The sequence below is a fragment of the Nicoliella sp. ESL1120 genome (assembly GCF_058508515.1).
On record NZ_CP196383.1, the window covers coordinates 331,161 to 343,258 of the forward strand.

Here is a 12,098-nt window from a genome sequence, read left to right on the forward strand (position 1 = left end):
TTTACCCCTCCTATTCAACTCGGATTCTTGGATCAACGACACTTAAGATGATGTCAGATAACAACGTCCCAAGGAGGTTCAAGAATCCATATAGTAGCACAAGAGCGGTAATAACAGTGTAATCACGATAGCTAATTGCATTTAGGAATAAGAGCCCCATTCCAGGGTATGAGAAGATTTGTTCCGTAAAGATGGAACCGCCTAATAGTCCTGTGATCGAATAACCCGCAAATGCGGTAATTGGCAACAGCGAATTTCTAAAGATATGGTGTTTGTAGATGTCCTTTACTGGCACCCCTTTAGAACGGGCCGTCTTAACGTAGTCGGAACGCTTAGCATCGATCACTTCAGAACGAAGGTATTGCACGATTCCAGTGGTCCCAAAGAATGCTCCTAAAAGGGCGGGCAAAATGATGTGCCCAATTCTGGAAAGTAAGGTACCACCAAGTCCGCTGGCGGTTGGGGAAACGGAGCCACTAGTTGGGAACCAGCCAAGTCCGTATCCAAAAATCCAAACTCCAAGCACCAAAATAACGAAGAATGGAACTGACATGGTTACGTATGAGTAGATTCGTACCAATGAATCTTGCCACTTACCTTCATGCTTCCCGGCATAAATCCCGAGTGGCAACCCAATTGCGTATGTAAGGACCATGGTAGCAAGTGCTAACCAAAGGGTGTTACCACCCCGTTGCGCAATCAATGTTGTAACTGGTTCTTGGTATTCATAACTCATCCCTAAGTTACCGTGGAATAAGTGAACTAACCAATTCCAGTATTGTTGATACCATGGATCATATAGTCCGTTGATCTTCATCAAGTGATGCATCTGAACGGCATTTAATTTAGGGTTAATGGCTCCTGTAAATGGATCACCAGGCATGGCCTTTGCTAATAGGAACACAAGGATGCTAAGGATAAATAGTTCTGGGATCATAATTAAGACCCGTCTTAAAATTGTTTTCCACATTAGTCTGCCACCTCCTGATCATTGGATTTTTTAAGTTCAGCAATGGCTGTTGCTGGTAATGCCACCCAGTGAGTAGGCGATAGTTGTTGAAGGGGCAAGGCCAATCCTTCGTCATCGTAGTACTGATCGCTTTCTTCACGGTATTTTTGTTCAATTGCAAGGCGGTGCTTGCGGTGGGCTTCGCGTTCATCGACGTTGGTACTTGGAATCGCAGCAAGAAGGCGCTTCGTGTAGATGTGTTGGGGGTGGTTGTAAATTTCATCACGGGTCCCAATTTCCACTAACCGCCCCCGATTCATGATCGCAATATTGGTACACATGTGCCGAATAACCCCTAGATCATGGGAAATGAATAGGTATGAAACGTTGAATTCCCGTTGAATTTTCTTCATGAAATTCAAGACCTGCGCCTGAACTGATAGATCCAAGGCAGAAACTGGTTCATCCGCCACGATCAACTTAGGGTTAGTGGCAACGGCCCGAGCGATATCAATTCGTTGTCGTTGTCCACCTGAGAATTGGTGGGGGTACTTATAAATTGATTCAGCACTGATCCCAACAATATCGAGGAGTTCGATCACCCGTAGTTTGATCTCTTCCTTATTTAGATCGGTAAAATTATGCAGTGGCTCAGCAATGATATCGTAAATCCGTTTTTCAGGATTCAAACTGGACATTGCATCTTGGAAAATCATTTGGACATCCTTATTATATTGCATTTTATTGCGGACGCTTTTTTTGGTAATATCTTGCCCGTCGTAAATGACTTCTCCAGATGTCGCTTGTTCCAGACCAACGATCGTTTTACCAGTTGTTGATTTTCCAGAACCGGATTCGCCAACGAGGCCAAACGTTTGGCCAGTTTCAATCTTAAAGCTGACCCCGTCAACGGCCTTGACGTTGTTTACGATACGGTTCCAAAAACCACCCCGCACTGGGTAGTACACTTTTAAGTCTTTAACTTCTACTAAACTCATACAGCACGGCCTCCTTTAGCTTCATCTGGGAACGCAAAGTTCTTATAGCAGATACATCTGACGAAGTGACCGGCCTCTACTTCATGCATCGTTGGGTGTTCTTCGTGTTGATCCGCTGGGACCCATGGAATCCGCGGCGCAAACTTATCACCAGTCTTAGGCATCTTCTTAAGTGATGGCACCATTCCGTTGATCACGTATAGTTCATCGTTTTCAGAATCTGCTTGCGGAATCGAGCGGATCAACGAACGGGTGTAGGGATGTTCGGGGTGCGTGAAAACCTGCTTAGTGCTCCCCAGTTCAACAATCTCACCAGCGTACATAACCGCCACTCTGTCTGCTGATTCAGCAACAACCCCTAAATCATGGGTGATCAAGATGATCCCGATGTGGTTTTCCTTTTGAATTTTACGAAGCAGGTCCAAAATTTGGGCTTGAATCGTAACGTCAAGGGCCGTCGTGGGTTCATCGGCAATGATCAAGTCGGGCTTACATGCGATCGCAATTGCAATCATCACCCGTTGTCGCATCCCGCCGGAAAGTTGATGGGGGAATTGATGCCCCACTAATTTTGGATCATGGATTCCAACTTGGTCGAGTAACTCGATCGCACGGTCGTAACGTTGCTTAGCGTTTAAATCGGTATGGTAAAAGAGGGTCTCACCAATTTGATCACTAATCCGTTTGAGCGGATTCAATGCTGACAATGGATCTTGGAAGATCATTCCAATCTTGCCACCCCGAATTCGATTGTACTGTGCTTCGTTTAATGAAAGTAAGTCTGTTTTACCTTCAAAAATAATTTTCCCCGAAGTTTTGGAATCATTGGGATTTTGTAATCCCATGATGGTCGTGGCAAGGGTACTCTTCCCACAACCAGATTCACCAACAAGTGCTAAAATTTCATCTCTGTTAACCGTAAGATTAATCCCTGAGATGGCGGGATAATACTTGCCATCGATTTTAAAGGACGTCCCAACATTTTGGATATCTAGAATTTGTTGATGAGCTTTACTTGCATCTGTCATTTTAAACCTCACCCTTCAATTGTTATTACCTTTAATGATTATTTCATTAATGCACTATATTCTAATGATAATTTAATCAAAAAGCAAGGATGATTTGAAAATGATAACAATCTTATATTAAATGATTATTTTTATCTAAATTGAATGATTAAAATTAAATTAGATTGGTCGATTTGAATCCAAACAGGAATATTTTGATGAGTAATTTAATCATAATTGGAGTTTAAATCCAATTTGAATTTAATTAATTGAAAATATTTTAAATCCCGTTAATAGTTTGTATATCAACGTTGAAAGGGGATTCTGGTTAACCTATTTGGGACTAAATTAAAAAAGAATTAGAAAAACTGTTGACATTCCCAACTAAACTTCGTAGAATGTAATCAATTAATTAAATCGAATTCAAATAAACAAGATGATCAGGAGAGTAACGATTAAAGATGGTTCAGAAAGTCTACGGTTGCTGTGAGTAGACCGATTCGATATTCGTGAAGATGGCCTGTAATTTGGCGGCGTTGATATTTAAACGTCGATGGGGTGGCAACCATTATTCACTGCACACGTTGTTAGACGTTAGTGAGGATATTTGTGTAAACAATTATCGAAATAGAATGGTACCGCGGAAATCCGCTTCTAGTATATACACTAGGAGCGGATTTTTTTTATTTGAATTATGAATCGAAGGGAAGTAACAATATGCCAAAATTTAACGGACAACCATTGCACTACGATATTGTCGGAAGTTTCTTAAGACCAAAAGAATTAAAGGATGCTAGAAAAGACTTTGAAAACCATGCTATTGACCATGATCAACTCACTAAGGTCGAAAACGAAGAAATCACCAAGTTAGTTGCCAAGGAAAAAGAAGTCGGCTTAAAGATCGTGACCGACGGAGAATTCCGCCGCAGCTACTGGCACTTGGATACCTTCTGGGGCTTTGATGGAATCAAGCATACCAAGCAAGAACACGGGTACATCTTCCATGATGTTGAAACCAGAAATGATTCGGCCCAAGTCGAAGGGAAGATTAAATTTAACCCGAACCATCCGGACCTAGTTGCTTACAAGTTCCTCTACAACTTGACGAAGGATGATGACTCGATCGTAGCGCGCCAAAGCATTCCTTCTCCAGCGCAACTATATGCAGAACTAGTGCGGGGCCCTGAAAATATCGCTGCCTTGGAAAAGTTCTATGGTAAGGATACCGATGCATTGGTTCATGATATTGGTCAAGCATACCATGATTTGATCATCGCCCTTTATGAAGTTGGTTGTCGTGATGTGAAGTTTGACGACTGTACTTGGGGGATGCTTGCTGACAAGGACTTCTGGAAGACGATGACCGATAACTATAACGACATCGAAGATTTACAGAAGCTCTACTTACGCTTTAACAACGAAGCACTCAAGGACTTGCCTGATGACTTGCGGGTCAGCACCCATGTTTGTCGCGGGAACTACGCTTCGACTTGGGCTGCGAGCGGCGGGTACCAACCAGTTGCCCACACGTTGTTTTCCGAAGAAAACGTTTCAGCCTACTACTTGGAATTTGACGACAGCCGTTCCGGTGATTTCACACCATTAAAGGAAGTTACCCCTGGCAAAGAAGTCGTGTTAGGGTTAGTGACTAGCAAGAAACCAGAATTAGAAGAACCAGCTAACTTGGTTAACCGGATTCATGAAGCAGCTCAATATGTCCCATTGGAAAACTTATCATTAAGTACCCAATGTGGTTTTGCTTCAACCGAAGAGGGAAACCATTTAACCGAAAAACAACAATGGAAGAAAATTAAATTAGTAATCGATACTGCGAATGAAGTTTGGCAAACGGTGCAAAACTAATTCGCATTCACTGAAGGGATGAGTAACTAATTGCCCCCGTCACAGAAAGCTGCGGTTGATGGAAAGCAGTACGGAGGGGTTAGTGAAAATGGTCCTGGATCAACAATCGTTAACGAGCGACTAAGCAAGTTAACGGCGCGTCGAACGCGTTACCAACGAAGAGATGGTGGTCGAACGGCCACTAAGTAGGGTGGTACCGCGTATGAATTACGCCCCTAGGTTCATTAAGTGTGAATCTGGGGGCGTTTTTTAATTGCTAGTAAACGAGGGTGATAAGAATGGCAACAGATGTAATTAATTTCAAAAAAGTTAATAAGTCTTTCGACACCGATGATGGTGTTAACCACGTATTGAAAGACATTGACCTCTCAATTCCGAAGGGCAAAATCTTCGGGGTGATTGGTTACAGTGGAGCTGGAAAGTCCACTTTGATCCGTTGTATCAACGGCTTAGAAAAACCAACCGATGGAACGGTAACGTTCAATGATCAAACGGTCAACGAACTAGACCACAAATCATTGTTGAACCTGCGCAGTAAGATCAGCATGATCTTCCAACAATTCAACTTGATGCCTGGTAGAACGATTGCTGAGAACATCGCATTACCGATCAAGTACCGCGGCTTCTCCAAAGAAGAAGTGGCCAGCAAAGTCCGTAAACTCTTGGACTTAGTCGGGTTACCAGATAAGTATTCCGCATATCCTTCTTCATTGTCAGGGGGACAAAAGCAACGAATCGCAATTGCGCGGGCGTTGATCAACGACCCAGAAGTATTGCTCTGTGATGAAGCAACGAGTGCTTTGGATCCTGAAACGACTGATTCGATCTTGGATTTATTAAAGCAGTTGAATCGCGACTACGGGATTACGATCATCATTGTGACCCATGAAATGCACGTGATCGAATCGATCTGTGATGACATTGCGGTGTTGGACAAGGGGAGCATCGTTGAACAAGGAAATGTTTACTCGGTTTTCTCTGATCCGAAGGAAGCGTTGACGAAGAAGTTCATCAACACCACTTCGAACCTGAAAATTTCACAAGAACTGGTCGACACGATCAACTTGAGACCTGGACAGAAATTGATCAGATTGAGTTATCGAGATGGTGAGACGGTTACCCCATTGATTTCCGATATTTCACGGAAATTCAATGTGAACGCAAATATCATCATTGGGGATATCAAATTGATTCAAAAGCAACTATTGGGTGGTTTGATTATCGTCTTAGATGGTAAGCAGGCGGATGTTGATTCTTCTGAACAATATTTACAACAACAAAAAGACGTTGAAGTGGAGGTGATTGATAATGCTAGATAAGTATTTTCCAAACGTTGGTGCGAACTGGCAAGCATTTACAGAATCAATCCTAGAAACGATTGAAATGGTGATCATCGCTGGTTTGATATCCTTCGTCGTGAGTTTAGTGTTAGGGATTATCTTAGTGGTTACCCAGTCTGATGGGATTGCACCCAATCGGGTCGTCTGGAACATTGTGGATAAGTTGATCAACCTCTTCCGATCGATTCCATTCATCATTTTGATCGTTGCGTTGATTCCACTTACGACCGCGATTTCTGGAACTGCGATTGGGGTACGAGGGACCATTTTCCCACTGGTAATTGGGATCACGCCCTTCTTTTCCAGACAGATTGAATCAGCATTGAACGATACCGATTCTGGTTTGGTCGAAACTGGTGAAGCAATCGGGTTGACCAATTTCCAAATCATTAAGTCGATCTACCTGCACGAAAGTATTTCGAGTTTAACCAGAATGACCACCACGACCATCGTGAGTCTGGTCGGGTTGACCGCCATTGTCGGAGTTGTTGGTGGTGGGGGCTTAGGAAACTTTGCCATCCAATATGGTTATCAACAAAACCAATTCGACGTAACTTTGGCATGTATCATCGTGTTATTGATTATCGTAACGATCGTCCAAATTTTAGGAACATTAATATCTGAAACATTAAAACATTAGGAGATGGCATAAATGAGTAAGAAGAAAAAATTACAATGGACATCCTTAGGGATTGTCGGAGTATTAGTCGTTATTTTAGGATTCGTGATTTTCTCAGGAAAGGGAAATTCCAATTCAACTAGTTCTAGTTCTGATGGTGGCAAGACCAAGGTCGTGAATGTCGGGGTTACTGGTTCGACCGATATTCCAATCTGGAAGGAAATCAACAAGGAATTGGCCAAGGAACATATTTACGCCAAGGTCAAGGTCTTTAGTGATGGGGATGCGTTGAACCAAGCAACTGCCAACGGGCAAATTGATATTAACTCATTCCAACACTATGCATTTCTAAAGCAAGAAGAACAACAAAAGCATTATAAGTTTGCTGTAATTGGACAAACATACATCCAACCATTGAACATCTACTCCAAGAAGATCAAGAGCGTTAAGGACCTCAAAGATGGCGATAAGATCGCAATTCCAAACAACCCAACCAACGCTGGACGGGCTTTGAAGGTGCTTGAAAAGGCCGGTTTGATCAAGACTAATCCTAAGAAGGGTTACTCCCCAACTTTGACTGACATCACTAGCAACCCTAAGCACCTTAACATTATTGAAGTTGACCCTGCTGCCATCTTGAAGTTATTACCAAACTTTGCAGCTGGAATTACGAATGCTAACTACGTTCAAGCTAACCACATGAATCCAGCTAAGGATTCCATTTTTCAAATCGCACCTGATATTAAAGATCCATACAACAAGCCTTGGATTAACATTTTGGTAACACGGGAATCAGAAAAGAACAACGCTACATTTAAGAAGGTGGTTAAAGCATACAATTCTAAGGCAGTTTATGATTTAATCAAGAAGGAATACCAAGGCGTTGATGTTCCAGCATTTAATTACTAATTCGATAAACTTAAATTTTAAAAACAGGAAGGTTGATTATTTATGGCTAAAGTAGAAAGTTTCACACTCGATCACACAAAGGTTCATGCTCCATACGTTCGTTTAATTACTGAAGAAAAGGGTGAACATGGCGACGTAATTTCAAATTACGACCTCCGCTTAGTTCAACCAAATGAAGAAGCAATCCCAACCGCTGGGTTGCACACCATCGAACACCTCTTGGCAGGCTTGCTTCGTGACCGCCTTACTGGCGTGATCGACTGTTCACCATTTGGTTGTCGGACTGGTTTTCATTTAATCACTTGGGGTTCACATTCAACTGAAGACGTTGCCAAGGCATTGAAGAGCTCCCTAGAAGAAATTGCTAACAACGTTGAATGGAAGGACGTTCAAGGAACAACTGCTGAAAGTTGTGGAAACTGGCGTGACCATTCACTCTTCTCCGCTAAGGCATGGGCTAATACGATCTTGGATCAAAAGATTAGCACCGACCCATACGTTCGGAAAACGATTTAATTAGGCTAATTTAACTGAGGAGGGATCGGCATGGCACTTTTTGACAACTACATCGTTCGCGCAATCTTACTGGTGGGTTTTTGGGTGGCATACCTGGCCCTCGTTAAGTTCGCGTTTCGCAAGAAACCATCGGATCAAAAATATAAGCATAAGTAAAAAAGATGAACTCGTCACGAGATGGCGGGTTCATCTTTTTTTGGTTTGAAAGCAGATTGATTGAAATTAATGAATTTGAACGCATATAATATGGGCATCAAATAAATTAAAGAGGGCGTTCAAATGAAAATTGGATTTATTGGGACCGGAGTGATGGGAACTGGAATGGTTCTTAACTTACTCAAGCATGATTATGACGTAACCGTTTATAATCGGACGAAAGCACATGCTGAAACCGTTATGAATGCAGGCGCTAAGTGGGCAGATACCCCCAAGGCATTAGCAGCTGAAGTCGACGTAGTGTTGACGATCGTTGGGTTCCCACAGGATGTTGAGGAAGTATACTATGGCGAAGACGGGTTATTTCAATCTGCCAAGGCGGGCCAAACGTTGATTGAAATGACCACCAGTAAGCCGAGTTTGGAAGTTAAAATTGCTCAAACTGCTGATTCCAAGGGAATTAAGACCCTGGATGCACCAGTTTCTGGTGGTGATGTTGGTGCTAAGAACGGGACGCTGACCATCATGGTGGGTGGCGAGCAGGCCGTCTTTGACGAAATGAAGCCAGTTCTAAGCGCAATGGGCAGCAACGTCAACTTATTCGGTGGCCACGGCAAGGGGCAACACACTAAGATGGCCAACCAAATCATGATTGCGGGGACCATGACCGGGCTTTCTGAAATGTTGGCCTACGGAAAGGCGGCTGGGTTGGACCTGACCGCGTTGGTCAAGACCGTTTCCCAAGGTAGTGGGGACAACTGGAGCCTGGATAACTACGGGCCACGGATTTTAGAAGGCGACTTCAAGCCTGGGTTTGCGGCGAAGCACTTCTTGAAGGACCTTCGGATTGCTCTGCAGGAATCCGAAAAGATGGATGTGCCACTTCCAGCAACTGAGCAGGCCAAGTCACTCTACGAAAAGATGGTCGATCAAATGAACCTGGGCAACGATGGAACCCAGGGGTTGGTGAAGTTGTATGAGAAGTAAGATGAATTAATAAAACGCAGAAGGATATAAATTGACTTTCTAATCAACGAAACTATATCATATAGAGAAATAAAGAGCCCTGATTGTAGTCAGGACTACTTAATTAGCAAGCTGCTTTAAAAGCAGTGGCTCAGTTAGATATTAAACAGCATTAGCCGCTCACATCACTTCGCCAAAAGCTTGGGGCGGCTTTTTTGTTACTTTCGATCGTTGAAATACACGAATATATTATTGTTTTGATTGTAACTTGCTAGTGATTGGTTTAATTAACGCTTACTAATTAATAGTGTAACTGTTAATTTTTATTAAATTAATTATCACCAAACATTTCATCATGAGTACCAATATTGATAGCAGTTACAATTAAATCACCATAGTTAATAGAATAAGTTACTATAATATCATTTAATGGATTTGATTTACCTCCCTTAGGAGTATCTCTAATGTGAAATTCTCTGTAATCGCTTAGTTGGTAAGATAACTGATGATCATTGAATTCCTTTGGCAAACTATTCATATCTAAAAGTACATCAATGGCCTCACGAACTTCGCTAACTATTGATCTATCAAGTTTAGCCAACTTTTTAAGGTTTCGGTTAAACTCGGGGCTAGGTCTAAATCTTAATTTTGCCATTAAAACTGATTCCAGTACTCATCATTAGATTTAACAATCGGATCAGGAGCAATGATTCCCTGGCGAATTAATTGGTCACGCGCAATGGCATGCATTTTTGTATCTGGTTCTGATTGAGCAAACTTTTCAAGCCAATTTAATTTTTCCTGACTTACCACTGCAATCGATTTATTATTACTTCTAGTTACATAAATAGTTTCATTTTCATTATTAATTTGATCTAAATATTTTTTTAGTTCATTTCTAAAGTTGCTTTGGGTAATAGCTAGCGTCATTTTACCAGTCCTCCTTGTGGATTGTTTATAGTAATTGTACGTTATTTAGTACATTGATTCAATTGATAGTTATTTTATTTGCTATTTAAAATCGAAACATTTAAATTGACTTTCTACTCAGCGAAGCTATATCATATAGATAAATAAAAGAGCCCTGAGTGCAATCAGGACTCCTTAATTAGCAAGCTGCTTTAAGAGCAGTGGCTCATTTTACAAACAACTATAACAATTAGTCGCCCGTATCACTTCGCCAAAAGCTTGGGGCGGCTTTTTTGTTACTTTCGATCGTTGAAATACACAAACATCGTAAATAATAACGATAGTTCTTGCATCAACAATGATAACGCTTGGTAATCGTTCATCGTAACTGACTCGTTGCCTTCCATTAGATTTATGATGCATAAGCATCACCTCCAATCAAAGTCCGAGCCACCGCCCTCAAAATTAAATGCTAATTGAAAATAATTATACCATATGTAAATATTGAGTTAGATCTAAACATTTAAGTTGACTTTCTACTCAGCGAAGCTATATCATATAGATAAATAAAGAGCCCTGATTGCAGTCAGTACTCCTTAATTAGCAAACTGCTTTAAGAGCAGTGGATCAGTTAGATATTAAATAGAATTAGTCGCCCGCTTCACTTCGTCAAAAGTCTGGGGCGTCTTTTTTGTTTCACCTAAAATTATACGATCTATATAAAAATACTTATCATCATTACACTACAAAGGAATGATTAATAATCAACTATTTTAAAAGCATTGCCATCATCATTTCATACCTCATCCTATTGGTTGGAGTGATTATGGTTAGCGTTGGCTGGTCACTATTTAAATTCCGCGCCCTTAGAAATAAGCCAGCCTGGGATGGATGGGGTGGCAAGGTACTGAAAGCTGGAATTTGGGTATTGATTCTCGGTTTGATATTAACTGGGGCATCGTTATATTTACTAGGCAATTAAAATTAAAAAGCGTCCACAAGTTTTTAAACATAACTTGTGGGCGCTTTTTGGATTCACTTAAAATTTAGATGATTACATAGATATTATTTAGCCGGGGAGGCTTAGACAATAATTTAAACGTTATTTTGCTTCCTTATGATTTCCTTTAATTCATTGATTTCATTACTCATTTTATCAAGTTTATCATTAATTTCTCCAATGGAAGCAAGTTGAACTTGATTAATCTTAAAGCTATTAGGAATTGAATTATTATTAAGTTGATCAATCTTAGCATGCAAAATTCTAAGTTCACTTTCAGATTTGAGATTAACATGATAGTCATTATCTGAAGATAGGTGATCGCGATGACCAGCTCGATTTTGACTCATCATGATAACTGGAGATTGAAGCGCCGCCAGACAACTTAGTGCTAAGTTTAAAAGGATGAACGGGTAGGGGTCGAATTTTGCGCCAAATAAATGAACCACGTTAATAAACATCCATGCTAACAGAACCAGTGTAAATACGATAATGAAGCTCCAACTACCACCAAACTTAGCAACCATATCAGCTACTTTTTCACCAAAGGTGGCATCTTGATTGAGTTGATTATTAATATTTTCAATTTTATAATCACTAGCATTTAATGATTCGGTTAACTTGCGGTTAATTTTATTATTCTTGGTCTCATTATTATCAATTAATTGATTGATCATTTGAATTTGGTAGTGCAGCGCATGGTGTTTACATATGAAATCATCTCCGCGTACTTTAGGATAATCTGCCCTAATGTGTCCTAGTACAGTTGATCCAACGTCCTTTATTAAATAACCATCCTTAATATTAAATTCTTTTCCATCCACTAAACATTTCTTTTTTTCCATAATAATTATCATCTTCTTTAT

General features: G+C 40.9%; 13 protein-coding genes and 2 other annotated features. Of the genes, 7 read left to right on the top strand and 6 right to left on the bottom strand.

The annotated features are described in order from the left end of the window. Window positions 1-10: 10 nt before the first annotated feature. From ACSYTE_RS01525 to ACSYTE_RS01535, 3 genes are read right to left on the bottom strand one after another with little or no spacing between them, the layout of a single operon-like run. Complete coding sequence (locus tag ACSYTE_RS01525) at window positions 11-970, bottom strand: ABC transporter permease (RefSeq protein WP_491716967.1); 960 nt, start codon at window positions 968-970, stop codon at window positions 11-13. Further along, window positions 970-1,947: an ABC transporter ATP-binding protein gene (locus tag ACSYTE_RS01530; RefSeq protein ID WP_491716968.1), complete on the bottom strand. Its 978-nt coding sequence runs from the start codon at window positions 1,945-1,947 to the stop codon at window positions 970-972. The genes ACSYTE_RS01525 and ACSYTE_RS01530 overlap by 1 nt, the downstream gene beginning before the upstream one ends. Next, the gene (locus tag ACSYTE_RS01535; protein WP_491716969.1) at window positions 1,944-2,975 is read right to left on the bottom strand and encodes an ABC transporter ATP-binding protein; all 1,032 of its coding nucleotides are present in this window, start codon (window positions 2,973-2,975) and stop codon (window positions 1,944-1,946) included. The genes ACSYTE_RS01530 and ACSYTE_RS01535 overlap by 4 nt, the downstream gene beginning before the upstream one ends. Window positions 2,976-3,381: 406 nt before the next feature. Then, window positions 3,382-3,613: a binding site (T-box leader), on the top strand. Between the two features lie 58 nt (window positions 3,614-3,671). Between ACSYTE_RS01535 and ACSYTE_RS01540 the strand changes: the two genes are divergently transcribed. The 7 genes from ACSYTE_RS01540 to ACSYTE_RS01570 all read left to right on the top strand — a co-directional run bounded on the left by ACSYTE_RS01540 (window position 3,672) and on the right by ACSYTE_RS01570 (window position 9,344). Then, the gene (locus ACSYTE_RS01540; RefSeq protein ID WP_491716970.1) at window positions 3,672-4,817 is read left to right on the top strand and encodes a 5-methyltetrahydropteroyltriglutamate--homocysteine S-methyltransferase; all 1,146 of its coding nucleotides are present in this window, start codon (window positions 3,672-3,674) and stop codon (window positions 4,815-4,817) included. A 6-nt stretch (window positions 4,818-4,823) separates the two neighbouring features. Then, window positions 4,824-5,037, top strand: a binding site (T-box leader). A gap of 58 nt (window positions 5,038-5,095) precedes the next feature. Beyond that, window positions 5,096-6,136, top strand: coding sequence for a methionine ABC transporter ATP-binding protein (locus ACSYTE_RS01545; RefSeq protein ID WP_491716971.1), 1,041 nt, complete (start codon window positions 5,096-5,098; stop codon window positions 6,134-6,136). After that, window positions 6,126-6,797, top strand: coding sequence for a methionine ABC transporter permease (locus ACSYTE_RS01550; protein ID WP_491716972.1), 672 nt, complete (start codon window positions 6,126-6,128; stop codon window positions 6,795-6,797). Before ACSYTE_RS01545 ends, ACSYTE_RS01550 begins: the two co-directional genes overlap by 11 nt. Before the next feature lie 12 nt (window positions 6,798-6,809). Next, window positions 6,810-7,685 (top strand): MetQ/NlpA family ABC transporter substrate-binding protein, encoded by an 876-nt coding sequence (locus tag ACSYTE_RS01555; protein ID WP_491716973.1) that lies wholly within the window; start codon window positions 6,810-6,812, stop codon window positions 7,683-7,685. A 42-nt stretch (window positions 7,686-7,727) separates the two neighbouring features. Beyond that, window positions 7,728-8,201, top strand: a complete 474-nt coding sequence (locus ACSYTE_RS01560; protein ID WP_491716974.1) for an S-ribosylhomocysteine lyase — start codon at window positions 7,728-7,730, stop codon at window positions 8,199-8,201. A gap of 30 nt (window positions 8,202-8,231) precedes the next feature. Further along, complete coding sequence (locus ACSYTE_RS01565) at window positions 8,232-8,357, top strand: hypothetical protein (RefSeq protein ID WP_491716975.1); 126 nt, start codon at window positions 8,232-8,234, stop codon at window positions 8,355-8,357. A 123-nt stretch (window positions 8,358-8,480) separates the two neighbouring features. Further along, window positions 8,481-9,344, top strand: coding sequence for an NAD(P)-dependent oxidoreductase (locus ACSYTE_RS01570; RefSeq protein ID WP_491716976.1), 864 nt, complete (start codon window positions 8,481-8,483; stop codon window positions 9,342-9,344). A 310-nt stretch (window positions 9,345-9,654) separates the two neighbouring features. Here ACSYTE_RS01570 and ACSYTE_RS01575 read toward each other — a convergent pair whose 3' ends face one another. The 3 genes from ACSYTE_RS01575 to ACSYTE_RS01585 all read right to left on the bottom strand — a co-directional run bounded on the left by ACSYTE_RS01575 (window position 9,655) and on the right by ACSYTE_RS01585 (window position 12,077). Further along, window positions 9,655-9,978 carry a type II toxin-antitoxin system mRNA interferase toxin, RelE/StbE family gene (locus ACSYTE_RS01575; RefSeq protein ID WP_491716977.1) on the bottom strand — a complete coding sequence of 108 codons (324 nt, stop codon included), beginning with the start codon at window positions 9,976-9,978 and terminating at the stop codon, window positions 9,655-9,657. Continuing rightward, on the bottom strand, window positions 9,978-10,253 hold the full coding sequence (locus ACSYTE_RS01580; protein ID WP_491716978.1) for a type II toxin-antitoxin system Phd/YefM family antitoxin: 276 nt from the start codon (window positions 10,251-10,253) through the stop codon (window positions 9,978-9,980). The genes ACSYTE_RS01575 and ACSYTE_RS01580 overlap by 1 nt, the downstream gene beginning before the upstream one ends. A gap of 1,074 nt (window positions 10,254-11,327) precedes the next feature. Beyond that, window positions 11,328-12,077, bottom strand: coding sequence for a DUF1003 domain-containing protein (locus ACSYTE_RS01585; protein WP_491716979.1), 750 nt, complete (start codon window positions 12,075-12,077; stop codon window positions 11,328-11,330). Window positions 12,078-12,098: the final 21 nt, after the last annotated feature.

Bases quoted from the DNA above. Each gene is read 5' to 3' on its own strand.
- ACSYTE_RS01525 (WP_491716967.1), bottom strand. From the start codon at position 970: ATGTGGAAAACAATTTTAAGACGGGTCTTAATTATGATCCCAGAACTA.
- ACSYTE_RS01545 (WP_491716971.1), top strand. From the start codon at position 5,096: ATGGCAACAGATGTAATTAATTTCAAAAAAGTTAATAAGTCTTTCGAC.
- ACSYTE_RS01580 (WP_491716978.1), bottom strand. From the start codon at position 10,253: ATGACGCTAGCTATTACCCAAAGCAACTTTAGAAATGAACTAAAAAAA.
- ACSYTE_RS01540 (WP_491716970.1), top strand. From the start codon at position 3,672: ATGCCAAAATTTAACGGACAACCATTGCACTACGATATTGTCGGAAGT.
- ACSYTE_RS01555 (WP_491716973.1), top strand. From the start codon at position 6,810: ATGAGTAAGAAGAAAAAATTACAATGGACATCCTTAGGGATTGTCGGA.
- ACSYTE_RS01530 (WP_491716968.1), bottom strand. From the start codon at position 1,947: ATGAGTTTAGTAGAAGTTAAAGACTTAAAAGTGTACTACCCAGTGCGG.
- ACSYTE_RS01560 (WP_491716974.1), top strand. From the start codon at position 7,728: ATGGCTAAAGTAGAAAGTTTCACACTCGATCACACAAAGGTTCATGCT.
- ACSYTE_RS01575 (WP_491716977.1), bottom strand. From the start codon at position 9,978: ATGGCAAAATTAAGATTTAGACCTAGCCCCGAGTTTAACCGAAACCTT.
- ACSYTE_RS01585 (WP_491716979.1), bottom strand. From the start codon at position 12,077: ATGGAAAAAAAGAAATGTTTAGTGGATGGAAAAGAATTTAATATTAAG.
- ACSYTE_RS01565 (WP_491716975.1), top strand. From the start codon at position 8,232: ATGGCACTTTTTGACAACTACATCGTTCGCGCAATCTTACTGGTGGGT.
- ACSYTE_RS01535 (WP_491716969.1), bottom strand. From the start codon at position 2,975: ATGACAGATGCAAGTAAAGCTCATCAACAAATTCTAGATATCCAAAAT.
- ACSYTE_RS01550 (WP_491716972.1), top strand. From the start codon at position 6,126: ATGCTAGATAAGTATTTTCCAAACGTTGGTGCGAACTGGCAAGCATTT.
- ACSYTE_RS01570 (WP_491716976.1), top strand. From the start codon at position 8,481: ATGAAAATTGGATTTATTGGGACCGGAGTGATGGGAACTGGAATGGTT.